General features: G+C 41.4%; 23 protein-coding genes and 1 tRNA gene. 8 read left to right on the top strand and 16 right to left on the bottom strand.

What is annotated here, in order from left to right; translation table 11 throughout:
- Positions 1-57 precede the first annotated feature (57 nt).
- The 7 genes from CWB85_RS00280 to xerD all read right to left on the bottom strand — a co-directional run bounded on the left by CWB85_RS00280 (position 58) and on the right by xerD (position 6995).
- Positions 58-150: transfer RNA gene (locus tag CWB85_RS00280), tRNA-Ser, on the bottom strand.
- 129 nt (positions 151-279) lie between these two features.
- Entirely contained in the window at positions 280-462 is a 183-nt protein-coding gene (locus CWB85_RS00275; protein ID WP_016708810.1) for a hypothetical protein, read from the bottom strand.
- 267 nt (positions 463-729) lie between these two features.
- Complete coding sequence (lysS, locus tag CWB85_RS00270; protein ID WP_016708809.1) at positions 730-2265, bottom strand: lysine--tRNA ligase; 1536 nt, start codon at positions 2263-2265, stop codon at positions 730-732.
- 26 nt (positions 2266-2291) lie between these two features.
- A protein-coding gene (gene prfB, locus CWB85_RS00265; protein WP_138553755.1) for a peptide chain release factor 2 occupies positions 2292-3390 on the bottom strand; the annotation gives its coding sequence in 2 pieces (ribosomal slippage) (positions 2292-3314 and positions 3316-3390; 1098 coding nt in all).
- Between the two features lie 131 nt (positions 3391-3521).
- Positions 3522-5243 (bottom strand): single-stranded-DNA-specific exonuclease RecJ, encoded by a 1722-nt coding sequence (recJ, locus tag CWB85_RS00260; protein WP_138553754.1) that lies wholly within the window; start codon positions 5241-5243, stop codon positions 3522-3524.
- Between the two features lie 74 nt (positions 5244-5317).
- Entirely contained in the window at positions 5318-6046 is a 729-nt protein-coding gene (dsbC, locus tag CWB85_RS00255; RefSeq protein WP_016708806.1) for a bifunctional protein-disulfide isomerase/oxidoreductase DsbC, read from the bottom strand.
- 64 nt (positions 6047-6110) lie between these two features.
- Positions 6111-6995, bottom strand: a complete 885-nt coding sequence (gene xerD, locus CWB85_RS00250; RefSeq protein WP_171038964.1) for a site-specific tyrosine recombinase XerD — start codon at positions 6993-6995, stop codon at positions 6111-6113.
- A gap of 149 nt (positions 6996-7144) precedes the next feature.
- On the opposite strand from xerD, the gene fldB reads away from it, so the two are divergent.
- Both fldB and CWB85_RS00240 read left to right on the top strand, forming a co-directional pair.
- Positions 7145-7666: a flavodoxin FldB gene (fldB, locus tag CWB85_RS00245; RefSeq protein ID WP_016708804.1), complete on the top strand. Its 522-nt coding sequence runs from the start codon at positions 7145-7147 to the stop codon at positions 7664-7666.
- A 26-nt stretch (positions 7667-7692) separates the two neighbouring features.
- Complete coding sequence (locus CWB85_RS00240) at positions 7693-8103, top strand: hypothetical protein (protein ID WP_016708802.1); 411 nt, start codon at positions 7693-7695, stop codon at positions 8101-8103.
- 66 nt (positions 8104-8169) lie between these two features.
- Here CWB85_RS00240 and CWB85_RS00235 read toward each other — a convergent pair whose 3' ends face one another.
- Genes CWB85_RS00235 through CWB85_RS00225 form a run of 3 tightly spaced genes read right to left on the bottom strand, consistent with a single transcriptional unit; the run spans position 8170 to position 11564 of the window.
- Complete coding sequence (locus CWB85_RS00235; RefSeq protein ID WP_016708801.1) at positions 8170-9309, bottom strand: ABC transporter permease; 1140 nt, start codon at positions 9307-9309, stop codon at positions 8170-8172.
- Positions 9306-10040, bottom strand: a complete 735-nt coding sequence (locus CWB85_RS00230) for an ABC transporter ATP-binding protein (protein WP_016708800.1) — start codon at positions 10038-10040, stop codon at positions 9306-9308. Before CWB85_RS00230 ends, CWB85_RS00235 begins: the two co-directional genes overlap by 4 nt.
- 3 nt (positions 10041-10043) lie before the next feature.
- Positions 10044-11564, bottom strand: coding sequence for an alpha/beta fold hydrolase (locus CWB85_RS00225; protein ID WP_138553753.1), 1521 nt, complete (start codon positions 11562-11564; stop codon positions 10044-10046).
- A gap of 94 nt (positions 11565-11658) precedes the next feature.
- Here CWB85_RS00225 and CWB85_RS00220 point away from each other — a divergent pair, with 94 nt between their 5' ends.
- From CWB85_RS00220 to CWB85_RS00205, 4 genes are all read left to right on the top strand, one after another.
- A complete protein-coding gene (locus CWB85_RS00220) occupies positions 11659-12033 on the top strand; it encodes a GntR family transcriptional regulator (protein ID WP_016708797.1) in 375 nt (124 codons plus the stop codon).
- A 2-nt stretch (positions 12034-12035) separates the two neighbouring features.
- Positions 12036-12872 (top strand): ABC transporter ATP-binding protein, encoded by an 837-nt coding sequence (locus CWB85_RS00215; protein ID WP_138553752.1) that lies wholly within the window; start codon positions 12036-12038, stop codon positions 12870-12872.
- The gene (locus tag CWB85_RS00210; RefSeq protein ID WP_138553751.1) at positions 12869-14113 is read left to right on the top strand and encodes a hypothetical protein; all 1245 of its coding nucleotides are present in this window, start codon (positions 12869-12871) and stop codon (positions 14111-14113) included. The genes CWB85_RS00215 and CWB85_RS00210 overlap by 4 nt, the downstream gene beginning before the upstream one ends.
- A gap of 151 nt (positions 14114-14264) precedes the next feature.
- Positions 14265-15071, top strand: a complete 807-nt coding sequence (locus CWB85_RS00205; RefSeq protein WP_016708794.1) for a substrate-binding periplasmic protein — start codon at positions 14265-14267, stop codon at positions 15069-15071.
- Between the two features lie 219 nt (positions 15072-15290).
- Here CWB85_RS00205 and CWB85_RS00200 read toward each other — a convergent pair whose 3' ends face one another.
- The 6 genes from CWB85_RS00200 to CWB85_RS00175 form a co-directional block, all read right to left on the bottom strand.
- Positions 15291-15998: a TorF family putative porin gene (locus CWB85_RS00200; RefSeq protein ID WP_016708793.1), complete on the bottom strand. Its 708-nt coding sequence runs from the start codon at positions 15996-15998 to the stop codon at positions 15291-15293.
- Between the two features lie 9 nt (positions 15999-16007).
- Positions 16008-17225, bottom strand: a complete 1218-nt coding sequence (locus tag CWB85_RS00195; RefSeq protein WP_138553750.1) for a BCCT family transporter — start codon at positions 17223-17225, stop codon at positions 16008-16010.
- Positions 17226-17359: 134 nt separating this feature from the next.
- Complete coding sequence (gene betA / locus CWB85_RS00190) at positions 17360-19030, bottom strand: choline dehydrogenase (protein ID WP_138553749.1); 1671 nt, start codon at positions 19028-19030, stop codon at positions 17360-17362.
- Positions 19030-20493 (bottom strand): betaine-aldehyde dehydrogenase, encoded by a 1464-nt coding sequence (gene betB / locus CWB85_RS00185; protein WP_138553748.1) that lies wholly within the window; start codon positions 20491-20493, stop codon positions 19030-19032. The genes betA and betB overlap by 1 nt, the downstream gene beginning before the upstream one ends.
- 1 nt (position 20494) lies before the next feature.
- Positions 20495-21085 (bottom strand): transcriptional regulator BetI, encoded by a 591-nt coding sequence (betI, locus tag CWB85_RS00180; protein ID WP_016708789.1) that lies wholly within the window; start codon positions 21083-21085, stop codon positions 20495-20497.
- A gap of 261 nt (positions 21086-21346) precedes the next feature.
- A complete protein-coding gene (locus tag CWB85_RS00175; protein WP_138553747.1) occupies positions 21347-21880 on the bottom strand; it encodes a GAF domain-containing protein in 534 nt (177 codons plus the stop codon).
- Between the two features lie 252 nt (positions 21881-22132).
- On the opposite strand from CWB85_RS00175, the gene CWB85_RS00170 reads away from it, so the two are divergent.
- Complete coding sequence (locus tag CWB85_RS00170; RefSeq protein ID WP_138553746.1) at positions 22133-22672, top strand: hypothetical protein; 540 nt, start codon at positions 22133-22135, stop codon at positions 22670-22672.
- Between the two features lie 90 nt (positions 22673-22762).
- Positions 22763-26743 carry a S8 family serine peptidase gene (locus CWB85_RS00165; RefSeq protein WP_016708785.1) on the top strand — a complete coding sequence of 1327 codons (3981 nt, stop codon included), beginning with the start codon at positions 22763-22765 and terminating at the stop codon, positions 26741-26743.
- Positions 26744-26791 lie beyond the last annotated feature (48 nt).

The raw sequence follows: 26791 nt of genomic DNA, 5'->3' as shown, positions 1-26791 counted from the left end.
TCCAGCTGAGCTATGCGCCCATTCTTTACAATACAAGCAACCATTTATAAAAATAAATGGCGGAGAAGGAGGGATTCGAACCCTCGATAGAGCTACAAACCCTATACTCCCTTAGCAGGGGAGCGCCTTCGGCCACTCGGCCACCTCTCCGTCTTGTGGGGCGTATAATAAAGATTTCAAAAAATATGTCAAACACTTTTCTTGTTTAAAATGACTGTATGGTTAGAGAACATCCATAAGCGCTAAAAAAGAGTCAACTCTGCTTGATAATTAATCATGTTATGGGTTTTTTACTTCGGCAGATACACCTAATACAGGTACCAATTCATCGGTTAATTGCTCGAGATATTGATCTTGATAACCTAGTTGCTGAAACTCAGCAATGCATGCTCGATAATAGGCTTCTCTTTGTAACTCTGTACTAAATGCGTTATTGGGTAACTCAGGTTTTTTATCTTTCATGTAAAATCCGTTTATATAAGTCCTTTAGACTGCCCAGCTATAAAAAAACAATGCTTTATTCTGCTTTTCAAGCACCTAGTTTAGCTAAACCTAGAAATAATGCTTGTTGATTTTTTACTTTTTTTTAAATTAATTTTTATCGCTTATTAATTCAATGCCTTAAATAAAAGTTCCTACTTAGTTATTTGCCATTGAATGGTCAATTTTTACTACCAATACAAAAACGCCGCTAAAAAGCGGCGTTTCAAAACTATTTTAAAAATAGATTTAGTCAGCTTGCGGACGCATGTGTGGGAACAAGATAACATCTTTAATCGTTGATGAATCAGTAAACAGCATTACTAAACGATCGATACCGATACCTTCACCCGCTGTAGGTGGTAAGCCATACTCTAGGGCGCGAATATAATCTTCGTCGTAGTGCATAGCTTCATCATCACCTGCGTCTTTCTCTTCAACTTGACGAGTAAAGCGCTCAGCTTGATCTTGTGCATCATTAAGCTCAGAGAAACCATTTGCAAGTTCACGGCCGCCCACAAAAAACTCAAAGCGGTCAGTAACAAATGGATTTTCGTCGTTACGACGAGCAAGTGGCGACACTTCCCATGGGTAACCAGTAATGAAAGTCGGTTGGATAAGCATGTGCTCAGCGGTTTCTTCAAAGATTTCGCATAAGAACTTGCCCGGACCCCATACACAGTTTTCAGGAATTTTAACGTGTACTTGTTTAGCGTACGCTTTTAACTCTTCAAAATGATTCTCAGGGTCGTTAAATACAGCCGCATCAAACTCTGGGTTATATTTTAAGATGGCATCTGCCATGCTTAAACGCGTGAACGGTTGGCCAAAATCGTATTCTACAGAGTCAACAACCTCACCGTTTTCGTCTTTAGTTGTGTTAACAACGATTGGGCTGCCTAGTACGTTTGTTGCAACGGTACGTAGCATGTCTTCGGTGATATTCATTAAGTCAATATAATCAGCGTATGCTTGGTAGAACTCAATCATAGTGAATTCTGGGTTGTGACGCGTTGATAACCCTTCGTTACGGAAGTTACGGTTAATTTCAAATACACGGTCAAAACCACCGACTACTAAACGCTTTAAGTAAAGCTCTGGCGCGATACGTAAGTACATATCGATATCAAGCGCGTTGTGATGAGTGACGAATGGACGCGCAGAAGCACCACCAGGAATAACCTGTAACATCGGTGTTTCTACTTCCATGAAATCACGATCAGCTAAGAAACGACGAATACCTTCAACCACTTGTGAACGAATGCGGAATGTTTCGCGGGTTGCTTCGTTAGTGATTAAATCAACATAACGTTGACGGTATTTTGTTTCTTGGTCAGATAAACCATGAAATTTTTCAGGTAATGGACGCAATGACTTAGTAAGCAGTTGATACTCTGTCATTTCTACGTATAAATCGCCTTTACCTGATTTATTAAGCGCACCTTTAACACCGATGATGTCACCGATATCTAATTGACCATACTTTTCTTTCAGATCTTTTTGCACATCTTTCGATGCATAGGCTTGTACACGGCCTTTCATGTCTTGAATCGCAAGGAAAGGGCCACGCTTTGCAAGAATACGACCAGCAATCGATACTACATGCTGCAGCTCAACTAATTCTTCTTTACTCTTATCACCAAACTCGGCCTGTAAGTCTGCCGTGTAATGCTCACGACGGAATTGATTTGGATGACCGTTGGCTGGGCAATTGGCGCGAATTGCGTCTAATTTGCCACGACGCTCAGCGATTAACTTATTTTCGTCTTGGATTTGATCAGTCATTTTTTAGCTCTTTTTTAGCTTGGTGGTTATAGGCCAGATTTTAAGCTGGCTTCAATAAATTTATCTAAGTTACCGTCAAGTACCGATTGCGTATTGCGGTTTTCAACACCGGTTCGCAAATCTTTAATACGTGAATCATCAAGAACGTATGAACGAATTTGACTCCCCCAACCGATATCAGACTTAGCATCTTCTTGCGTTTGTTTTTCAGCATTTTGCTGTTGTAACTCAAGTTCAAATAACTTTGCTTTTAACTGTTTCATCGCTTGTGCTTTATTTTTATGCTGCGAACGTTCGTTTTGGCATTGCACTACGGTATTGGTTGGTACGTGAGTGATACGTACTGCTGATTCGGTGGTGTTAACGTGCTGACCACCAGCACCTGATGCACGGTAAACGTCAATGCGTAAATCAGCTGGGTTAATATCAATTTCGATATTATCGTCAATCTCAGGGTAAACAAATGCAGAAGCAAATGATGTATGACGACGACCACTTGAGTCAAACGGACTTTTACGTACTAAGCGATGTACGCCTGTTTCTGTGCGTAACCAGCCATAGGCGTATTCGCCAACGAAGCGCACAGTCGCCCCTTTAATACCTGCTACATCACCGTCTGTCGCTTCGACTAGCTCAACTTTAAAGCCTTTGGCTTCACCCCAGCGTAAATACATGCGTAATAGCATGTTACACCAGTCTTGTGCCTCAGTACCGCCAGAGCCTGACTGTAAATCAAGGTAAGCATCATTTGCGTCATGTGCCCCTGAGAACATACGGCGAAACTCTAAGCCTTCAAGTTGTTCATTGAGATCTTTAAGTTCACTTTGTGCTTCTTCAAAAGTATCAACGTCTTCAGCTTCTACCGCGAGTTCAACTAACCCTTCGACATCGTCAGTGCCACTGACTAGATTGTCGATAGTTTCTACAACCGCCTCTAATGCTGACTTTTCACGGCCCAGCGCTTGTGCACGCTCTGGCTCATTCCACACGGCTGAATCTTCAAGTTCGGCGTTAACTTCTTCTAAACGTTCTTGTTTAAGAGCGTAGTCAAAGGTACCCCCGAAGCAATTCAGTACGTTCGCGAATTTCCTTGATTTGATTAATCACAGGATTCACTTCAAACATGTACCTTACTCCAAAATGGCTGATTACGAGCGTCAAATCGCCCATAAAATTCTTTAAATAGTAAAAACGCCCGATTTTAACAAAAAACCGCGCGTTTTATTAGTATTTTATGCATCGATAATAAATATTTTTTATGGCACTTTTTGCAGCTCTCTGGCGATCAACTGCAAAGAAAACTTGCCTCTAAACTCATTAATATCCAATTGGTAAGCCAGTTTAACAAAACGTGCCTCTGTATCAGGCCACGCTCGGACATCAACACCAAATGCTATGGCATCCACTAAGCGACCGCTGCGGTGCTTGAGTACTAACTTAAGATGTTTTTCGCCAACGATACGTTGCTGCACAAGCTCAAAAGTGTGCTCAAATACAGGTTCTGGAAACTGTTGCCCCCATGGCCCTGCTTGCTTAAGTAAATTGGCAAACTCCATACTAAAGCAGTCATCGGTAAGTTCGCCATCGGTTAAAATAATACAGCGTTTATGCTCTTCGCTTAGCTGCGCACTGACTGCCATTTCAAACTCACGCTTAAACTCACTAAAATGTTGCTCATTAATAGTCAGCCCCGCTGCCATAGCATGACCACCAAATTTACTGATCAAGTGAGGATGCAAGGTATTTAAACGCTCGAGTAGGTCCCGCATGTGCAATCCTTCAATCGAGCGGCAAGAGCCTTTTATTTCACCGTTGTCGCCACCTGCAAAAATAACCGTGGGGCGGTGGTATTTTTCTTTTAAGCGCCCCGCTAAAATGCCTATGACACCTTGGTGCCAGTCACCTTGATATAAACAAATAGCATCAGGGGTTTGCTCATCACTAAAAGCCAGCTTATCTAATACTGCTTGTGCTTCTAGTTGCATGCCCTGCTCTATCTCACGGCGTTCATGATTTAGGCTATCTAGCTCACCCGCTATACGACGAGCCTGGTTTATATCTGTAGCAAGTAAGCAGGCTATACCTAAACTCATATCATCTAATCGCCCTGCGGCATTCAAGCGAGGCGCTAACGAAAAACCAAAGTCACTCGCACTTAACCGTGCGGCGTTACGATTAGCCACTTCGATTAACGCCGTAATGCCAGGGCGAGTTTTGCCACTGCGAATACGTGCTAAGCCTTGGTGTACTAAAGTTCGGTTGTTGGCATCCAGTGCCACAACATCAGCAACCGTGCCAAGCGCCACAATATCAAGTAAGTCAGCGAGATTTGGTGGTGATTGTTGCTCAAAATACCCAGCATCACGCAGTGCACTTCTCAGCGCTATTAGTAGATAAAATGCAACCCCTACTCCGGCAATGGATTTCGATGGAAAGTCGCAGTCATGGCGGTTGGGATTAACAATTGCATCGGCATTGGGCAGTTGTTCCCCCTGCAAGTGGTGATCAGTAACCAGCACTTTAATACCTGCATCTTTAACAATCGCGATCCCCGCGATACAGGAAATACCATTATCTACAGTGATCACGAGATCAGGCGCCATGCTCACTATTTGCTCCGCCAATGCGGGGCTTAAACCATAACCTAGGCTAAATCTATCTGGCACTAAGTAATCTAAGTTGATAAAACCAAACATGGCTAAGCCTTGCATTAAGGTTGCAGTACTTGTTGCGCCATCGGCATCAAAGTCGCCAACAATCAAAATTTTACTTTGCGCATGTAATGCGTGTTGGAGTAGCTCTGTGGCTTTATCTATGTCTTTAAATAATTTGAAGTTGTGTAACGTCGCTGCGCTATTATCTAGCTCATTAGCGTGGTTTACTTGGCGGCTAGCATAAATTTGTTTAATAACAGGGTGTAAATGATTTGGCAGGTGTGAATCATCATGATGGTCACGGGCAACAATTAATTTCTTCATGCAAACGCGGTACTTTTAATTAAAGAATAAAGACAAAAAAAGGCCTTAACGGCCTTTTTATAAAAATCAAATAGTTATGATGATTTATTCGCTTCTAGTGCCGCAGCTAATGCCGCAGCAGGCTGGTAGCCTGGGATCATCGTACCATCTTCTAAAATGATCGCTGGTGTGCCGTTAATACCAAAACTTTGACCAAGCTGATAATGTTCTGCCACTGGTGCATGACAACCCGCCATTACTTTAGTATCAGCACCCGATTTAGCTGCGGTCATTGCTTCTTGCTGATCTTTCGCACACCATACATTCATTAAATCGGCATAACCTGAACCTTGTAAGCCACCACGAGGAAATGCTAGATACTTAACTGTGATACCGGCTTCAAGTAAATCATCCAGTTCACGGTGTAATTTACGGCAATAACCGCAGCTAATGTCGGTAAATACAGTGATACTGTGCTTCTCATTTTTAGCTTTATAAACAATCATTGAATCTTCATATTGCGCTAAACCTTCTTTGCGTACACCATTTAGTGCTTGCTCTGTGAGGTTATTACGATTGTTTAAATCAATTAATGTGCCTTGCATTAAAAACTGACCATCAGGGCTTGCATAAAGCACACCTTTGTCGGTGATCAACTCCTTTAACCCCGCCACTGGGCTTGGGTTAATTTGCTTAACGGTAACACCTAGCTCAGCAAATTTAGTAACGATTGGATCATTGGCATCAGGAATGGCTACAACGCCATTAGCAAACGCACTTAAACTGGTGCCTAACATCGCACCGGCTAATACTAACTTTTTCATAATTGTTCTCTTATATCCTGATAATTCTTAACTACTCAGACCGCCTAACCACAGAAAACTTTCACTATGCACGCGGATGATGTTGCTGATGTACCGACTTTAACCTTTCATTAGCAACATGTGTATAAATTTGTGTGGTTGATAAATCACTATGCCCTAACATCATTTGTACAACCCGAAGATCTGCACCATGATTTAATAAATGCGTTGCAAACGCATGACGCAAAGTATGAGGCGACAATGGCGATTCAACTGCTGCCAAAATAGCATAGTGTTTAATACGATGCCAAAAAGTTTGTCGGGTCATACCCACTCCGCGCTTTGACGGAAATACAAAGTCGGTGGCATGTTTGATCATTTGTGCACGACCCACCTTTAAAAACTGCTCCAGCCAGTACATCGCTTCTTCGCCAAGTGGCACTAAACGCTCTTTGTTGCCTTTGCCTTTGACAAACACCACTGATTGGCGCAAATTAATTTGCTCCATTCGCAGCCCTACCAATTCGCTCACCCGTAATCCTGTCGCGTATAATAGTTCCAGCATGGCTTTATCACGCAAGCCCATAGGCTCTTCAACATTCGGGGCAGCTAAAAGCGCTTCTACCTCGTTTTCAGATAAGGTTTTAGGGAGTGACTGGCCAGCTTTAGGCTGAGCAATATTCACCATTGGCGAATCGGTAATCTTTTTTTCGCGTACAAAATACTGATAAAAACGTTTCAGTGCACTAATGCTACGCGCAGTACTGCGTGGCTTTAAGCCTGAATCAACACGATGCGCTAAGTAACTTTCAATATCTTGCCCTGTCACTGTGAGTAAATCTTGGCCTTCTAAAAAGTGGCAAAACTTATCTAGGTCACTACGATACGCTGCGAGTGTATTATCACTTACATGTTGTTCTAAATAGAGGTTATCTAAAAAAGATTCTAGGTAATCGCTATTACCAAGCAATTCGTCGTGATCTGTATTGGCTGAGCCCAATGGCTCATGATCAGGTAACGTTGTCACAGTTATTCTCATAGTTATCAAGGTATCAATTAATAATACCTTACGGTAAACTTCAGCCTATCATATCAGGCAAACACACAGTGATAAATACGATGCAAATTGGTTTATTTTATGGTTCTACTACATGCTATACAGAAATAGCAGCAGAAAAAATCCGCGATATTATCGGTCAAGACATTGTCAGCCTACATAACATCAAAGACGAGCCATTAAAAAATGCAGAGAATTACGACTTTATCATCTTTGGCATCTCAACTTGGGATTTTGGTGAGTTACAAGAAGATTGGGAATCAATTTGGGATGACATTAAAGGTGTTGATCTCAACGGCAAGACCATCGCTTTATTTGGCATGGGCGACCAACAAGGTTACGGCCAATGGTTTCAAGATGCGCTAGGCATGTTGCATGATGAAATAAGTAGCCAACAATTTACTTTATTAGGCCTGTGGCCAAACGACAACAGCTATGAGTTTGAAGCCTCCAAAGCACTCACCGAAGACGGCAAACACTTTGTTGGTTTAGCGCTCGACGAAGACAGCCAATACGAGCACAGTGATGAACGGATTGCTAACTGGGTTGAGCAAATCATGACTGAGTACAGCGAGACGTTATAAATCTCGCTGCTGCGACGGGACAACGAATGGCACAATTTACCTTGATCAATGGCGATATAATCGAGTTCAGTAATAACACCGTAAAACCACTGAACTGCACTGGCAGTCAACATTATGACCGCCATGGACAGCTATTTTTTATTCCTGATGCTGTAGTGCCATTTATCAATGCAGGTAAACTTGCTAATGATTTATTTAACCTATCACAACTTGCTTTCGCAAAATACGATGATACAAAAACAGAACTGCCTGTATTAATTAAGCATCAAGGGTCACTGCAAGCAATTGATGGTTTAACAATTAAACGAGAGTTTAAAACCATTTCCTTTAGTAGCGCTAATATTGATAAATCACAGGCTGCTAAGGTGTTTAAAATGTTACTCAGTGATCCTGCAATAGAGCAGATAAAACTGGATGAGGTAAAACAGCTTTTCTAAAGGGGATTTTAGATTTCAGCAAAGCGACCGAGAGCTCGCTTTGCTGACTCGTTTATTAACCCACAATCATAAACCAAACACTACTTTTTCACTTTTCAGCATTCGCGCACTTAAAAAGCTAAAGGCTGCAAATAATACCAGTGTGATCACTGTTGATAACAGTAACTGCGGTACTGGAATTGGGTTCCCTTTTATAAACTCCATCAGTGCAAATTGCTGAGCAGCTATCGGCAACCATTGCACTTTATCTGTCGCAATATCATAAGTCGTTATCATGCTTAACGCCATGGGAATAAATAACACCATAGTGACGTAAGACTGCGCTTCTTTGAATGACTTAGCCATAAAAGATACAAACACTTGTAAGCTGGCTGACATCAAAGCAATAGGCAAGCATATCGCGATACTAAACAGCATAAACTCAGGCGTAATAGTGATACTAAAGCCCATTTGCTGCCACGGCACCATTGCATATGAAAACTTAGAGACCACTAAAATGACCACTAGCCCTAACATCGAAAACGTAGTTATAGCGCCTATTTTAGCCAACACAATATGCAAACTGTGTAATGGATGACTTAACAATAACGATAATGAATTTCGCTCTCGCTCACCGGCGCTGGTATCAATTGCTAAATTCATCGCAGCATAAAATAACGCTAAAATAAGTGTTAATACAACAATTCCCAATATCATGCCCCCTTTTGAATCAGGGGTCGCTTGGTCATGTACTTCAAGAGCGATTGCACGCATCAAACTAGGATCCACACCACGAGAGACTAAACGCAAACTGGCTATTTCAGAGCTGTACAACGCGATTGCTTTTTCAACTTGGGTGATGTGCTTACGAAGCTTATCATCTGATTTATCTGCAATCAGCGTTACTGTAGCTGGACGCCCTTCACTCATTTTTTGTTGGTAGTCTTCACTGATCGTTAAGGTAATTGCTTTACGCTCATTCTCATCATGGCTGGCAAAAATATCTTGGCTATTTAGGTGAGCAATAAGTCCTGGCGCACGCTCACTATTTTCAATATTAATGTTAAGTGCTTCCGGTGAGGCTAATTGCTGCAGCAACACACTCATTAACAAGCACATACCGATTGGTGCACCTATCGCATAATACAACCCCGCCATTATGGAACGTTTATCGCGACTGGCGTCCATCACTTCTTTTTTATATAACACCTTTAATAAATTAATCATGCTGCAATCCCCTCGTCACTCCCGATCAATGCGACAAATGCTTCTTCTAACGTCTCTTTACCTGCTTGTTCACATAACGCTGCCACAGAACCTTGAGCCACCACTTGGCCATTAGCCATGATCACCACGTGATCACACAATGCGGCAACTTCTTGCATAACATGAGATGAAAATAACACACAGTGCCCTTGCGCTTTGAGGAGCAATAACAGCTCTCTTAATATGCGGGTACTCATTACATCAAGGCCGCGGGTTGGTTCATCTAAAATTATATTCAATGGGTTATGAACCACCGCCTGAGCTAGCGCTGTTTTCATCCGTTGCCCCTGCGAAAACCCTTGGCAACGACGGTCTGCAATATCATTCATCGCTAATTTATTTATCACTTCGGTAGTCGCTTGCTTAGCTTCACTGGCATTAAGGCCGCTTAGCTGTGCAAAAAAAGTAATGTATTCCCGTGGCGTTAACCGCTCATATAAGCCACAAGGATCAGGGAATAAACCCAGCTTTTGCTTTGCAGTCATTGGCTCTTTGGCAACATCAATACCGTCAATTTCTGCATTTCCGCTATCTGCCTTTAATAATCCAAACACAGTGCGTAAACAGGTGGTTTTACCTGCGCCATTAGGTCCTAACAGCCCTGTGATCTTGCCGTCTTGAGCAGTAAAACTTAAACTATTGAGCGCATTCACATCGCCAATTTTTTTAACTAAATTAGTTACTTTAATCATCACTTACTCCTTGTTAGCTGTATCTGTTAATTGCTTATTTGCAACGGCTACGCCGTTAATATTCATAAAGAACGGTTTGTCATTAGGCTCTTCAAGACAGTCTGTATCAATGTCTTGCATACTTTGTTGTGCAATAAATTTTGCGATTATTTTCGGTGCGCAGGTTTGTGAGCCAACACCATGTGTTGCAGTCGGTGCAACTAAATGAGTGGCATTTGTCATCTCAACCATTGCCAGCTCAGCCCAACTTGCTGGTGTTGCGGGATCTCGCCCACCAGATAACAGTAGCGTCGGCGTGCTGGTTTTTAGCGGCTGATAAAATGCCTTATCAACAGCTTGCACATTAAGAATAGGGCATGCGATATCAAACCCTGCAATCATTGCTTTACCCATATAAGTTTTGCCATATTCTTGGCGGGTTTGCGGGGTTAAATTTGGCCAATCTTCACCACACACAATGGCGTTATGCATCCCCATTGCTAATGCTTCGGTTAAATCGACATTCGCCATCATGCCTGCCAAAGGTGAGAAGTCACCACTTAGCGCCTTTTCGATAACCATGGGGACAATTGCCCGTTGAGCTTGGCTATAGAGTGCAAACCGTATCGCACTGTAAAACTTCATCTTTGTGATTGTAAAAGCTATAACATCGTGAGTACGAGGGTGCCTTACCTGTGTTTTTACGGGCTGTTGCTCAAGTTGTGCCAGTAATGCATGAAAGTTATTTTCTAAATTTGGGTAATGCTCTGCGCACAAAGTATCAGCTTCACAACGCTTGAATAATGCAGCCAATGAACCATCAATCGCACCGCCGATGGCCGCCAAACTTTGCTGCATAGGAACCACACCATCCAAAGTACTCGTTAGCACCGACTCTGGAAATTGACGCATGTATTCCTGAGCTATGCGAGTCCCATAAGAAACGCCAAACAAGTGAAAACCTTTATAGCCAAGTGCTTTACGTACCGCTTCAAAATCTTTAGCTGCAACTGGGGTTGTGAAATGGCTTAAGTCAATATTGAGCTTTGCTTTACACTTTTGGGTATCTTCTGCTCCCATAGCTTGAAGATCAGCAATAACATCATTAAAAACAAACTGGGTTTTTAAATCATCGCTGTCACATTGCAACTGATGCGAATAACCAGTGCCACGTTGATCAACTAATACAATATCGCGTGTTTCACGGGCAAAACGTAAGTTACGGTTAAATATAGCGGCTAAATCAATAGCCCCCTGCCCTGGGCCACCAGCAAAGCCCAGTACGGCTTCGTCTGGATTACTTGGTTTTATTGCTGGTATAACGGCAAAGTGAATATCAATCACTCCATCATTAGGATCATCAGATAAAGGCTGCGCAATACTGCCGCACATTAATCTATCTGATAGGCCTTCCATATAACATGGGGTCAGGTTGGGTGAGTTATTTGGTTTTTTTTGTGCGTATAACGCTGTTGATGCAGCCAGTAAAACTGGCATCATCGCTATACTTATCATGCTCTTACAACGATTTATTGTACTTTTCATTACGCTTTCCCTTGTTTGCATTTTACACTCAATGTGATAACTTAAACCTTAGTGTATCGGTGTATTAATGTATTAATACAGTAGAGAAAGAGTAATGTTAGAATTTATTAATGTCAACCCCAATAGTGGCGATCCCATTTATAAGCAACTACATGAGCAAATCGTGCGTTTGATTGTGGGCGGGCAAATAGCTGCGGGAGAAGAGCTTCCATCAGTGAGAAAAATAGCGGATCACTTTGCAGTTAACCCTATGACCGTCTCTAGAGCCATAGGCCAATTAGTCGATCAAGGTTGGCTTGAGCGTCGTCGCGGGCAGGCAACCAAAGTGGCAGAAAAAACAACACAACAAACGGATCAGCAAGAAACATTACTTTTCAAAGCAATTGATCAACTTATTCAGCAGGCAAAACAACTTGATGTGCCCCAAACAACCTTATCTGAATTAATAAAAAAACGGTGGGAACTATAACAATGACACAACCACTTCTTAGCTATAAAAATGTTTCTAAACATTACAATCAGCGCCATGTATTAAACAACATAAACTTAAGCGTTGAGCCTGGAATGGTGATTGGTTTATTAGGTAAAAATGGCGCAGGCAAAACAACCTTGTTACGTAGCGCGCTGGGTTTAATAAAGCCAGACCAAGGTGCAGTAGAAATATTAGGCGATTTAAGCCATCAACTAAGCGCCTGCAGTAAAGAAAAAATAGGCTATGTTGCTCAACAAACCTTTGGTTATGAAGGTTTTAAAATTGCTGACGCCTTGGCTTTACATCGTAGCTTTTACCCCAATTGGGATATGCAGTTAGAGACAAAATGGCTCGCGCGTTTTGAGTTAAACCCTAGTGATGCAATCAATGACCTATCTATCGGCCAACGCCAAACTCTCGCACTTATTATGGCGATGGCTTATAGGCCGCAATTGCTAATTTTAGACGAACCGGTTGCTAGTTTAGACCCGATTGCTCGACGCGAATTTATGAGTGACCTTTTCGATTTAGCATTAGACGCTGGCTCTGGCATTATATTTTCGTCGCATATCACCTCTGATATTGAGCGTGTTGCAAGCCACATCGCATTATTAAAAGATGGCGAGCTGCTGCTACTCGATGAGCTTGAAGTAATAAGAGATACGGTAAGAAAAGTCAGCTTTAAAGAATCGACCGTTGATCTTAGTGCATACAAGGTACTTAACCAACAGCAAAACTGTGCCATCATTTATGGCTACACTGGTGAAACTATACCTCATGCTTTAGCAATCAATACACTCTCTCTAGAACAGTTGTTTGTGGAGCTACATGGATGATGCAAGCCAGCACCCGCCCGTGGTATCAAGGAGCTGTTAACTTTTGGTTAAAAGATGTGGGGTCTGCCAGCTATTTTATCGCTGCAACTATCACCTCTTTTCTGTGCCTTATTGCTACCGGCATTGAAGAACTTATTACGTTAATGATCATGTTTTCAACTATCTGTATGTACAGTGCAATAGCGTGGCAAAGCATCAAAATGCAAGCAACTGAATGGCAGACTCTGGTTGCGGGGTACCGCGAGCATGTGATGTTTCAAGGTAAGGTATTCATAGTATTTAATAACTTAATTTCTATTTTAAGTATCATTATTGCTGGAAATATAAACCTACTTGTCACCCTCACACTTGCTAATCTTATAGGACTGATCATTTGGTTTTTGAATCGCTCATTCAGTCATTTATTTACTTCTGTGTGCTACCTTAGCTTTTTTATCGCAACATTAGTGTGTGTACTTATAGAGCAACTTCCGATTTGGTTAATCCCAGTTAATGTCGTTGCATATATCGCTATCGTGTTGGCTAATAAGAACTTTTCATCTGCGTATAAATGGCGCTCTGACTCATTAACAAATTATCGCAATGGTCTGCAATCTGGTTGGTCGCCAATTCCTAGTGGGCTTTTATCGAATTACGGCAGCTCAATTAATAAAGGGTTATTCCCACTTAGTTACTTTGTGGGTTCAGGGCTCTCTCAATACCTTATTTTGCTTACACTTTTATGCACTCTTGGTGTAGCGGTAAACTTGTTTTATAACATCACTGAGCATGTCATTTTTGTTTTAACACTGACCTTATTCGCAATTGTTTCATTGAGTTTATGGAGCAAAGTGCAAAAACATAATTCATGGGAGTTGTTATCTACCCTCCCTATCTACAATAGTAGCTATAGCGCAAAAGTCGCTCTTAGTAATAGTGTGTTAAAACTTGCTATTTTAGTGGCGATTCTGTGCTTTGTAACAGCTTCGACGCTTAGTTTAGTTAATCCAACATTTTTAATATTCAATATATTAAGCTACTCGTTGGCCTGCTCTGCGGGGGTATTACTTAGCTTTGCTATTGGTAATGTATGCAAGAATATAAATTTACTCAGCTTTTTTATGTGTATTTCTTTTGGCTTAAATATGGGCTTGGCAAACTATATGTTTGATAACGGCGACAGCGTAAGCAAACTCACTCTAATGGTGGCTTATACTCTCGCGATGGCTGCAATAAACCGTTTTACAGCTCGATATTTATAGTAAATTGCCCTATTCATTAATAGGGCATTCTCAATCAAAATATAAAGCGTTACTGTAAGCGATAAAGTGATAATTCGCTTTTGCATATTTGCTGCGTTAATATCAAACTACAATTAGTTAACAACTAAAACCATAATTCAAGGAGCACGAAATGTTTAATGCTAGAGTAGCATTACCACTTTGCATTACATGGTTGTTACTCAGCTGCACGACCTGCGCTTTCGCAGTGCCAATAAAGACAGAACTCAATAAGAGAAGCATCACCATAAGCGCGGGGGAATGGCCGCCATTTTTGAGTGAGTCCCTGCCTTTTGAAGGCGTTGTTGCCCATCTTATCAAAGATATTTTTAGCGAGGCAGGGATCCAAGCTAACTTTACTTTTTTACCATGGGGTCGTGCTTACCATGACACCTACAACGGTAAGTATGCAGCAACTGCGGTTTGGATGTTTAGTAAAGACAGGGTCAAGAACTATAATTATAGCGATGCGGTGCTCAGGGAAAAGTTTGTATTTTTTTATAAAAAAGATAACCATTTTGAATGGCACAATTTTCACGATCTTCGAGGCCTTATCATAGGCGGAGGACTAAATTACAGCTATGGCCCTGAGTTCGATAAAGCTGTTGCAGAAGATATATTCGACTTATCACAGGTAAGCAGTACAGAGCAAAACTTTCGTCGCTTATCAGCAGGCCGAATAGATGCCTTTGCGCAAGAGATAAATATAGGTTATCACATACTCAACAATCAGCTTCCTGAACTTGCTGAAGCTATCACCCACCACCCTCAGCCCATCCTCCTCAATAACAGTTTTTTGCTGTTTCCAAATAATGCGGAGCAAAGTAGTGAGCTGCTTAAAATATTCAATTTACACTTACAGCAGTTTAAACAAGATGGCCGTTATCAAGCTTACTTTAAAGGCTTAGAGCAAGGTGATTATCACCCTATCAAGCCTTAAAGTAATACCAATCATGTTAAGTTGCGGAGCATTTATAGCGACAGATAACTGGAGTGATAACAAAGCATAACTTTTTATATAAAGTTGTTATTTTCAATGTTATTAGCGCTTTATTTAGCTCGCTAGAATGGTTAAATATTTAAGTCGATTGGTATTAATTGCATAAAAAAGCGGCATGTGATCATGGCCGCTTTAGTGCTTAAACAAACTCTTAGAAAATTAAAGTGAGAAAGTGCGTCCTACAGAAAGCACAATACGCTCATCAGCTGTATCGATATCTAAGCTGGTGTTTTCAGCTGCCACTTCAATATCAAAGCCTTCAAAACTAGTTTGATACGCAAGGCGATAGTGGTTATACGATTTACCGTCGGTATCCCATGCAAACTTATCACCATCAAGTGAATTTGAAATATCAAAACTTGCGCGCAGTGCATGATTTGGCGCAAGTTCAACAGTGTGTGCAACCATCGAAATTACGTGCCCAGCCCCTGTTCCAAAATAATCCCAGCTGTACCAAAAATTAAGCTCTGTTTGACCTAACTCACTGGCATAACCGAACTTAGTATAGGCTTCAAAATAGTTACCATCGCTTGAATTGCTTTGCCCATGATAGCTGTAATACGCTAAACCATAATCAACGCTCAGTGCATCATTTAGCTGCGCATAGCGGCCAAAATAAGCATCCCATTCAATATTAGTATCATCACCAAAATCAACATTTGATGCCCACGTACCGGCGTACATGCCTGAATCACCAAATGAATAATCAAGGCTGCCTTGAATTGCCGGATCGTTTTGCGTTTGGCTGACACCATTAAAGGTGTAATCTGACACGCCAGTAATGGTCGTTGACCAGTCAGCTAAAGCAGAAGCTGAGAAAAGTGCGAATGGCAGTGCAACTGCAAGTAGTGTTTTATGTGTTGTCATGTTAATTCCTTAGCTTACTGATTCAATTTTGGTGTAGTCAATTTTGTTATCTTTTGGCGAACTATCAATGTTACTCACTGTTTTAAATTTGCTGTAACCTATGAACGCAGCACACGCAAAAAACAAACCAATAACCAATGCCCCAACCCACTGTATTTGTAAAAAGTTTAGTTTAAATAATAGGGTTAACAATGACAGTGCCACAACATTAAGCGCAATATAGTTAAATTTACCCAAGCGCTTAACAGTCATATTCAAGTTATCAGTGTACAAGCGAATAAGTGAATCCAGTGAGTTGATCACAAATACAACGCCAACGAATACCATGGCAATATTCTTAATCCCTTCAGTCGGTATACCCGCTTCGTAGTACTGATAAAGTACACTAAACCAAATCGCAATTGGGATTGATGGGAAAATTAACATAGCGCCAAGCACTTGGTAGGTCTTTAATCCACCGACAAAACGCGAGGTAAACTGGCCAATCATGATGCTCCAAGCAAACCACCAAAATAAGTAAAACTCATGGTAATCATTAAGCGGTAAAACAAACTCATTGATGTTGCCAAAGTAATTACCGATAGATGCAAGGTTATTTGTAAAGTCAGACACTTGCCCGTTTTCACCCATAAACGCACCAAGCCACATAAAAGCAATTAGGGCAATAAATAGCCAAGTAGTTGAAATACTTAAAAAGCGCACGTATTTTATATCGGTACTAGAGTAAACAGCAAAACAAATCGCTGCAAATACAATTAAATAAAAAGTAGGAATAATCGACTCGCCATCACCTAAACTCGGTAAATACCAAGGTAAATTAGACAACAATAAAAAAGCAGTAAATGCACAAGTACCAATAATTACCACATTATTGATTAATTTAACCCACGGAATTTCGAAAAACTTCACTTTGGGTTCTATTACACAGAAATAAAAGCACGTAAGGAAATAAAATCCCCAGATCAGAAAGCCCCAATAACCAAACTCGATGGCTAATGGATTGGCAAACGCATACTCTGGGCTTGCTTTTATGTCTGCATAACCTGCAAACTCAGTCAGTGGAAACATGATCAAGCCAACGTCTAAGCCTGATGTAAATAAGATGGCAATAAAGGTAAATGTTCTAACAGGTGTAACGCCTACACACTGTACATTTCCCCATTTTACTAATATTGCGATAATTGCTAGTAGGGTAAAAATAATGCCAGCACTAAGCCATAAGGTCATAATTTGCCCCCCAAAATAAATGATAATACGTCATTTTTTCTCCGTGTGTTTTAGCCTCGCATTAACGCACCACAAACAACTTATGATGCGCGCCACTGCAAGCCCCAAAGTGCCATGCACTCCAGGTGGCCGAGTTAGATCTCCGAACTACGCTGCTTTGTTTGCCATTGTGATTCCATGGCAACCGCTGCATGCGATTTACTAAGTGGTGGCTTACCTAAAATTAAGTCTGCCGCTTTTTCTGCCACCATAATGGTTGGCGCATTTAAATTACCGTTTGGCACGGTAGGGAAAATAGATGAATCCACTACGCGTAGCCCTTCAATACCATGTACTTGCGTATTTGAGTTCACTACAGCCAGTTCATCTTCACCCATTTTACATGAGCAAGACGGGTGATAAGCGCTCTCTACTGCTTGGCGCACGAACGCATCTATTTGCTCATCGGTTTGAATCTCTTTGCCCGGCTGAATTTCATCATCGCGGAACTCATCAAACGCGCTTTGCTCAATAATTTCACGGGTTAAGCGTACGCACGCTCTAAACCCTTCAATATCATCTTGATGCTGTAAGTAGTTAAACTGAATTTTTGGTGCAACTTTGGGATCTGCTGATTGAATCGTGACCGCGCCGCGGCTTTTTGGTTTATTATGACCCACATGCACTTGAAAACCATGACCATCAAACGCGCTTTTACCATCATAGCGAATGGCCGCTGGTAAAAAGTGATATTGAATATCAGGCCATTCAACACCCGGTTTTGAACGAATAAACGCACACGATTCAAAGTGATTTGTAGCGCCAAGACCACTGCGATTTAACAACCAACGGGCACCGATAAGCCCTTTAGAAATGAGCCCTAATTTGCCGTTTAAGGTAATGGGTTGCTTACACTTGTATTGAAAATAAAACTCCAAGTGATCTTGCAAGTTTTGACCAACACCAGGTAAATGATGCTTCACTTCAACGCCTGCCGCAGCAAGTGTGTCGCTATCACCAATACCTGAAAGCTGTAGCAAATGCGGTGAGCCGATAGGGCCTGCACTTAACACCACCTCTTTGGCGGCAAATACTTGCTTAGTTTGACCATTGATACTGTACTCAACACCCGTGGCTTTTTTGCCTTCAAGCAATACTTTTTCAGCTAAAGCGCCAGTGACAATAGTTAAATTACTACGAGACTTTACAGGGTCTAAATATTCACGACTTGCCGAGCTGCGCACACCGTCTTTAACGGTCATGTGCATCGGGCCAAAACCCTCTTGTTGCCCTGCATTGTAATCATCAGTAGCGGCATAACCGGCCTGCTGACCGGCATTAATAAAGGCTTTATACAGCGGGTTGGCCATTTCATTACCGTTATTAACACCTAAAGGGCCGTTATCGCCTCGGTACTCATTTTTACCTAAATAAAAGGTTTCGGCTTTTTGAAAATACGGCAAGCATGATTGGTAATCCCAGCCCTGGGCGCCATGTTGTTGCCATTCGTCAAAATCTTTTGCATGACCACGCACATAAACCATGCCATTAATTGACGACGAGCCACCTAATACTTTACCCCGTGGGCAATGCATTTTGCGGTTATCTAAGAATGGCTCAGCTTGCGTATGAAACTGCCATGCGTATTTATCAGTGTTCATCGGAATAGACAGCGCTGTTGGCATTTTAATAAAAATGCTTTTATCACTGCCGCCAGTTTCTAATAACAACACGCGATTGTTGCTATCTTCAGATAAACGATTCGCCAGTACACACCCTGCAGAGCCTGCACCAACTATGATGTAATCATATGTTTGTGCAGTCATTAAAATGGACTCTCTATATCTGTCATACCAACGTAAATTGATTTAGTTTGTGTGTAGTGATCAAGTGTTTCAATACCGTTTTCACGGCCAATACCCGATTGCTTATAACCGCCTACTGGCATTTCAGCTGGTGAGTTACCGTAGCTATTGATCCAACAAATACCGGCTTGTAACTGATGAATAACACGGTGTGCTCGTTTAATATCTTTGGTAAATACACCTGCAGCTAAGCCTAAATGGGTATCGTTAGCACGGCGAATTGCGTCATCTTCATCATCAAACACCAGCACGCTCATCACTGGGCCAAAAATTTCTTCTTTAACGATAGTCATGTCATCGGTGCAATCAGTAAAAACCGTCGGCGCGACAAAGTAACCGTTTGGCGCAGAATCAGGTTTTAGTGCTTTACCACCCGTGAGCAGCGTAGCGCCCTCACTAATGCCCTTATCAATATAACCCATCACTAAATCATGATGATTTTTTGAAATAAGCGCACCTAAGTTTACCTCAGGGTTCATTGGGTCACCGGCAATAATATTTTGTTCAGTGCGCGTTTTAAGCTCATCAATAAATTGCTGATATACATTTTTATGTACATAAATGCGGGTGCAGTTAGTGCAAATTTCACCTTGAGTATAAAAATTACCCAGCATTGCCGCACTCACCGCTTGGGAAATATCAGCATCATCAAATACTAATAATGGCGATTTTCCACCAAGCTCCATGGTGACATCTTTAAGCGAACCTGCGGCGCTAGCCACCACTTTTTTACCTGTGCCGACTTCACCGGTGAACGATACCTTCTCGATATCATCGCTTTGTGTTAACCATTGGCCCACTTCAGCCGCGCCTTGTACCACGTTAAATACACCGGCTGGTACGCCCGCTTCCGTGAATATTTCAGCGAGTTTAATTGCACCAAGTGGCGTTTCTTCTGAAGGTTTAAAAATAAGTGCATTACCTGCAGCAAGCGCAGGGCCTGACTTCCAACACGCTATCTGCAGTGGGTAGTTCCATGCGCCAATTCCTGCGCAAATCCCTAAGGGTTCTTTGCGCGTGTAGTAAAAGTCTTCACCAACCATTTGTTGTTGGCCAACTTGCGCAGGGGCAAGGCCTGCAAAATATTCGATAACATCAGCACCCGTTTGTACATCAACACACTCGGCTTCTTGCCAAGGTTTGCCGGTGTCGAGTACTTCAATTTTTGCTAATTCATCATTGCGTGCGCGCAGTAATTCAACGGCTTTTAATAAGATACGGCTACGCTCGATAGGCGTCATTGCTGACCACATTGCAAAACCTTGTTTGGCACTTTCAATGGCTGCATTTTGTACAAACGCATCAGCGACTTCTACATGGTAAATTACTTCATCGGTGGCAGGATTTTTAACAGCGAAAGTCTCGCCGCTTTGATTCTTTAAAAAATGACCGTTGATAAAATTTTGATAAACAGGCGTTGTCACATTAAGCTCCATACTGTTTGATAAGTGAATTTACATAGCCTTTGGCTAATTGCTCGCAATGTTCAAATTGATCTACGTCTGACTTACTTAAAACCGCTCTTAGCCAAAGTCCATCAATCATGGCAGCGCATAGTTCGGCAGCACGCTTAGCATCTGCCGCACTCATTAACTTTCTAAATGAGCAAGTTAGATTGCTCAAAAGACGGCGACTATTAACGTTTTGTAAGCGGTGTAATTGCGCATCATGCATTGATTGCGCCCAAAAACTTAACCACGTCTTTGTCGTATCGCTTTGCAATTGTAAGCGCGCAAAGTTTGCCTCAACGATAAACATCAACCTTTGCTCAGGCGTTGTCGTCGTGGTGACTCGTTCAATCAACTCACGCTTCAAGTTAGATAATAAATAGCGTACCGTTGCCTCAATCAAGCCTTGTTTACCACCGAAGTAATGGCTAATAATGCCTGACGACAATCCCGCTTTTTTACTAATACTGTTAATGGTTGTGCTTTGTAATCCAAGTTCAGCAACCGACTCAATAGTAGCGTCAATTAACTGCTGACGACGGACAGGTTCCATTCCAACTTTAGGCATGCTTTTTATTAATTGAACGTTCAATAAAAATAAAGGTTAGAGTAAGTGAACTGATAATTCAAGGTTGACAAACTGTAAACAAGCTAAAATGACATCAACAAAGTGCCTCTAAGTAACTGTATTAGCTTTTATAAATTGGCTTAGAAAAAAGATGCAAAAAAAGTAGAAGTAATCTTAATTTTTGATTAGCAGTGGCGAAGTGCTGCAATATTTAGCCAAATGAACAACAGGACGAGTAACCTGCAATAGACGAAAAAGCAGCTAAGGAGTTAAATTACATAAACTAAAACTCATACCTAATAAGCTGGCTACACAAAACAGTTGAATGGCTTCTTGTTGATTAAATTGCCCTTGACTACGCGCTACATTAAGCGTGCCAAAACAGTGATCATTAAACACTATAGGCGCATCCATACAGGTAACCAACCCGCCTTCAAAAAGCATGCGACAATCCTGCTCTGTATTACCAGCTAATTGATGACATGCGATTAAAGTTTTCGTTTTAAAGACGCGTCCTGCCAAGGTGAAATCTATCGGTATAGGAATTTTTGAAGGGATCGCTTGCTTTCCTATCACTGAAACTATGCTCAAGTAACCACTTTGCAAACTCAGCGCAACACTGGCTCTATCCCAGTGAAATAAATGCGGTAACCAGCGCGCTAAAATTTTCAGCACTTCATTGCGAGTATGCTGATTTGATAGTTCAATAATCAACCGAGCTGGGAGGCTGACCTGCTCGTGATTTACATGATCAAAAAAACATGCGGCGGTTAAGTGGAGTTCATTATTTTTCATTCTGATACGTTTTTACAAGCGAATACTGCAAAGTATAGCTGCTTAAATATACTTGCACTTAATTTCTAATCCATAAATTAGCGTTCTGGCGCTCTTCACTACAGATCAAATACATTTCACATCACCCAAAAATGTAAAGGGTGTACAAAACGCTACAAATATTGGGTTGGATTTACGCAACTAAAGGTTAAAAATAAGTTAACAAATAAATTTAATTGTTAAACTTATAAAACTAAATAGACAGGCCGTTGCATGAAATTTTTCCAAATATCATTGTTCTTCATTTGTATTACTTGCAACTTATTGGCAATGGCAAATGAAAGAAGTGAGCTAAATGCGCTAGCTGCCCCAACAAAAATAAAAATTACATTAATTACCGGTGACGAGATTATTGTCACAAAAAACCTGCACACCACGACTCTTCATTTACTAGCGAAAGATGTCAGTAAGCGAAGAACCATTTCGCTCACAGAGCAACAATATTTTATTCCTCCAAAAGCACAGCCCTTAATTGATTTAGGTATTTTAGATAAAGAGTTTTTCAATATCCGTAAATTAATTAATTACGCGCTTGATGATCAACACAGCAGTACTTATCCCGTGTTAATTAAATATACCCCACCTATTGCTCAAGCAAAGTTGCTAACAGGCGCTAACAGCATAGTTTATGAAAAAATCCACACACAGTTCGTTCAGTTAAAAAAAGCGGAGTCTATCCAAACTTGGGGGGATATCAGTAAAAATTTGACCATAAAGAAAATCAGCTTAGATGAACAAATAAAGCACTATTAAAAGCCTGAACCATAAGGAGATATATGACTAAAACCACATAAAAACACGACTCATTATTGTCAATACTACAACTTATCCAGGGAATATAAAATGAACAAAAAACCAAAATTAGGCCCAGTCGCACTTGCTCTTAAAGGTGCATTATATCTAGGCTTAATGTCATCTTTAGCACCTTTCACCTATGCAAACGATGCCCAAACTGAGCTTAATAACCCAGAAAGAAACCTAAGCTTTACATTGATCACCGGAGATAAAGTCTCTGCTCGTTTAAATACAGATGGCACTATCGGTGGTATTCGTTTACTGGGAGAGAATGGAGAAGAGGCCTTTACCAGTCTTTTCAAACGGGGTGGTGAAAGCTACGTTATTCCTGCATCCGCACAAGCAAAAGTTGACTCTGGTGCCTTAGATAGAGAACTGTTTAATATTGATAAGTTATATCAAGCAGGTTATGACGACGCAAGCTCAGACTCTTTGCAAGTAATTGTTGAATATCGCGCAAATACATTAGCGAAAAAACCCTTCTCTATGGCTATGCCTGGCGCAAAAGTAAAAGCTACGTTTGAAGTTATCGACAGTGTGGTAATGACTGTTGAAAAAGACCAAATGAGCGATGTACTCAGTGGTCTATCTGCAAATACAGCCGTTGAAGGTGTGTGGCTTGATGGTATGGTTCAAGCACATAAAAATAATAACGATAAACACAAGGGTAAGCACAACCCAAAAGACCGTAATAAATGGTGGAAGAAACTAATAGAAGTAGACGAAACGTCCCCGACAGTTCCTCTTACAGGTGCGTATGGCCCTTATGCAATTGGTTATAATGGCGCTGGGGTCAAAGTGGCTGTACTTGATACAGGCTACGATACAGATCATCCAGATTTATCAAGCAATGTATTTTTATATCAGGACTTTAACAGCTATGGTTCAACAGGTATTGATGACTTTAGCGGCCACGGTACGCACACAGCTTCGACCGTAGCAGGCTCAGGTATCGAGTCCGATGGTAAATACGTTGGTATGGCCCCCGGTGCACAACTCATGATTGGTAAAGTATTAAGTGATACCGGCTCTGGCACCACGTCAGGTATTCTCGCAGGCATGCAATGGGCGGTTGATAATGGTGCTGATATTGTCAGTATGTCGTTAGGTGGCAGTGTAACCTCATGTGATGGCCCTATGGTTGATATGGTTGAAGCTTTAAGCGATGAGGCCTTATTTGTTATTTCAGCTGGTAACAGCTTTATCCGCGAAACAATCGGCTCACCAGGTTGTTCGCCAAGTGCATTAACTGTGGGTGCAATTGATCGCGCCGGTAATACCGCAGAATTCTCAAGTCGCGGTCCATCACCTGATGGTCATTCAGCTAAACCTGATATTACTTCACAAGGTGTTAGTGTTATTGCTGCGGCATCTGGCGGCAAAGGAGACTATGCATACCGTGCAAATTCAGGTACTTCAATGTCAGCTCCTCATGTATCTGGTGGGGCGGCTTTAGTACTACAAGCTCGACCTGACTTAACACCAGCACAATTAAAAGCCGTATTAACATCATCTGTTGCACCAACTCGTGCTCATGTGCTCGACCAAGGCGCAGGTCCTATGGATGTTAACCAAGCAATGATCCAATCAGTGATCGGTGCGCCGAATCTTGAGCTTGGCTTTTTTGATTCACAAAGTGAGTCCCAAGTACATGAAACGAGCGTCACACTTACAAATTTAAGTGATGAAGATGTTACCTTTGATTTAGATATCACATTTGTGGGCGAGGACGATAAGCCATTAACAGCGTATAGACTTGCTGGTATCGGTAGCAAAAAAATCACCGTACCGGCCAACGGCACGGCTGAAGTACCGGTATGGATCAACCCTACCGTTGCTCTGAAAAATGCAGCCTACGGCACTATCACTGGTCGCCTTGTAGGTAAAGAAGTTAAAGATCATCATGGTAAAAAACGCGGCCATTATAAAAATGGTAAGTTTGATGAGTTACAAAAGCTCACTGTACCTGTGTCATTTTGGATAGAGCCACCAACAGTAAACTTAACCCTCAATGCTACAGATCGTTTAGGCTTACCAGCGGCAAGTCCATCTAAATTTTATATCATGAGTGGTGAAGATAGCTGGGGCCAATCAGGCCAATTCACTAATGGTAGTAGCACTATTGAATTACCAAAAGGTCAATACAGCATTGTTGCCAACATCATGACTTACGATAATCCAACACAATTTGGTGGTTTAGTTGAGTCAGCTGCAATGATGGCTGAACTCGATGTTAACTTAGACACTGATACCGCAATTAGCTTTGATGCAAATCAAGCTAAACCAGTGACTTTCAAAACAGATAAACCATCACAAATGCAAGGGTTTTCATTTGGTTTTACCTATGCATTAAGTGATGCTGAAACACTAAAATTAGCTGCAATCGAACTTGCACCTGACTATGTTACTGATTTCTATGCTCTTTCAACAGGCCAAGATGAACGCTTCCGTAGTTTTGTAACAACACGTGCCTATGCACCAAAACCTGTTTTAACCACTCAAGGTGGTTATCAGTTAGATTATATTTTAGCAGGTGCTGCACTCTCATTTAACGGCACAGGTAGTGCTCAGGTAGTAGCCGTTGGTGATGGTGGCTACAACACTGATTGGAATAACTTTGATGTTGCTGGGAAAATAGCCCTCGTTGATGCTGATTATTATGTTACATCTACTCAAGTAGCTAAAGCACTTGAACATGGCGCTGTAGGTGTTATCAGTTCAGTTATAAATAGAAATGGTCGTTATAAGCCAAATATTGCAGGTCGATTAGATATTCCGGTGGTTTCAATTGCACAAGAAGAAATGGCTAAAATCTATGCAGAGTTAGAAGCGAACCAAGATTTAACAATTAGCTGGTCTGGTACTGCTCATGAACATTCACCTTACGTTTATAGCATCGCTCATTGGACTGATGGCGCAATTGAAACAGGCGAAATCCGAATAAAAAATAAAGATCTAGCCCAAGTTGAGTCAACTCATTATACGCAAGGCGCAGCCCGCATAAAATACACTGACACGTATACATCATTGCCAAGTACCGGTGAATTTTATAGCACAGGTAGCCCACAAATGGTGGCAACGCCGCAAGTTCGAACTGAATATTTTACTGCAACAGGTGGTGAAGAGTCACACAATGGTCGCCGTAAAGGTAACCATAAAAATACTGAACTACCTAGCGTTACATGGACTAATCTTGTAATGCCTTCTATTAACTTCAATACTGATGGTGGCTTATTTAATGGCCCACGTGAATATAGTATTGGCGATAAAGCGGTTACAAGTTGGGATAAAGCACCGTTGAGTGCAACTTTACTAAGTAATGGTTCACCTCGAGGTTACCGAGACACTAACTTACTGCACGTGAAAAACTCAGCGTATGGTGATGCCGCAGGTCATGATGGTGGTTTAGGCTATAGCTTAAGTTCAGCTGTGGGTTATAAATTAAATGGCGAGCAAATTTCTCTAACTAACGGCTATATAGAAATGCCTGATGAGAATGCAACGGTAGAATATTCTGTAAATACTTATAAACGCGGTGTGGGTAATATTCATCTTGCTAAAGAGCTATTAGGTTCAGAAATTTATGTAAGTCATACATTCACTTCAAATGCTGATACGCAAGGTGTGCAGCCGATTTTAATGCCACTAATAGATATTCCACTTGATCTTGAAAATACTGCGCCTGCAAATACGCCGGTACGTATTAAAATTAATGGTCTTGTGGAAGGTATTGGCAAAGTTGACTTAACCCAAGTAAAAGTAATGTACCGCTATGGCCGTGAATGTCGTATGTATCGTTATACATCATGTAGCGTTGACGAAAGTCAAAACTACCCACTTAACACAGATCGTATCTTACCTGATGATATAGCTGAAATTGCTCAAATTGAAAACATCAATGGAGATTGGTATGCAACAATCCCAAATGACGCAATCGCTGGGGACTTTGTTCACCTGCGTGTGATTATGACTGATGTAAATAACAGTACAACTGATCAAGCTGTTATAAGAGCTTACATGATAGATTAATAAGTTATCCCAACGTGAAACATAAAAGCGGCCATTCAACCATGGCCG

The sequence above is a fragment of the Pseudoalteromonas sp. S1727 genome (assembly GCF_005886375.1).
Lineage (GTDB): Bacteria > Pseudomonadota > Gammaproteobacteria > Enterobacterales > Alteromonadaceae > Pseudoalteromonas > Pseudoalteromonas haloplanktis.
This window is presented reverse-complemented; position numbering and strand designations above follow the sequence as displayed.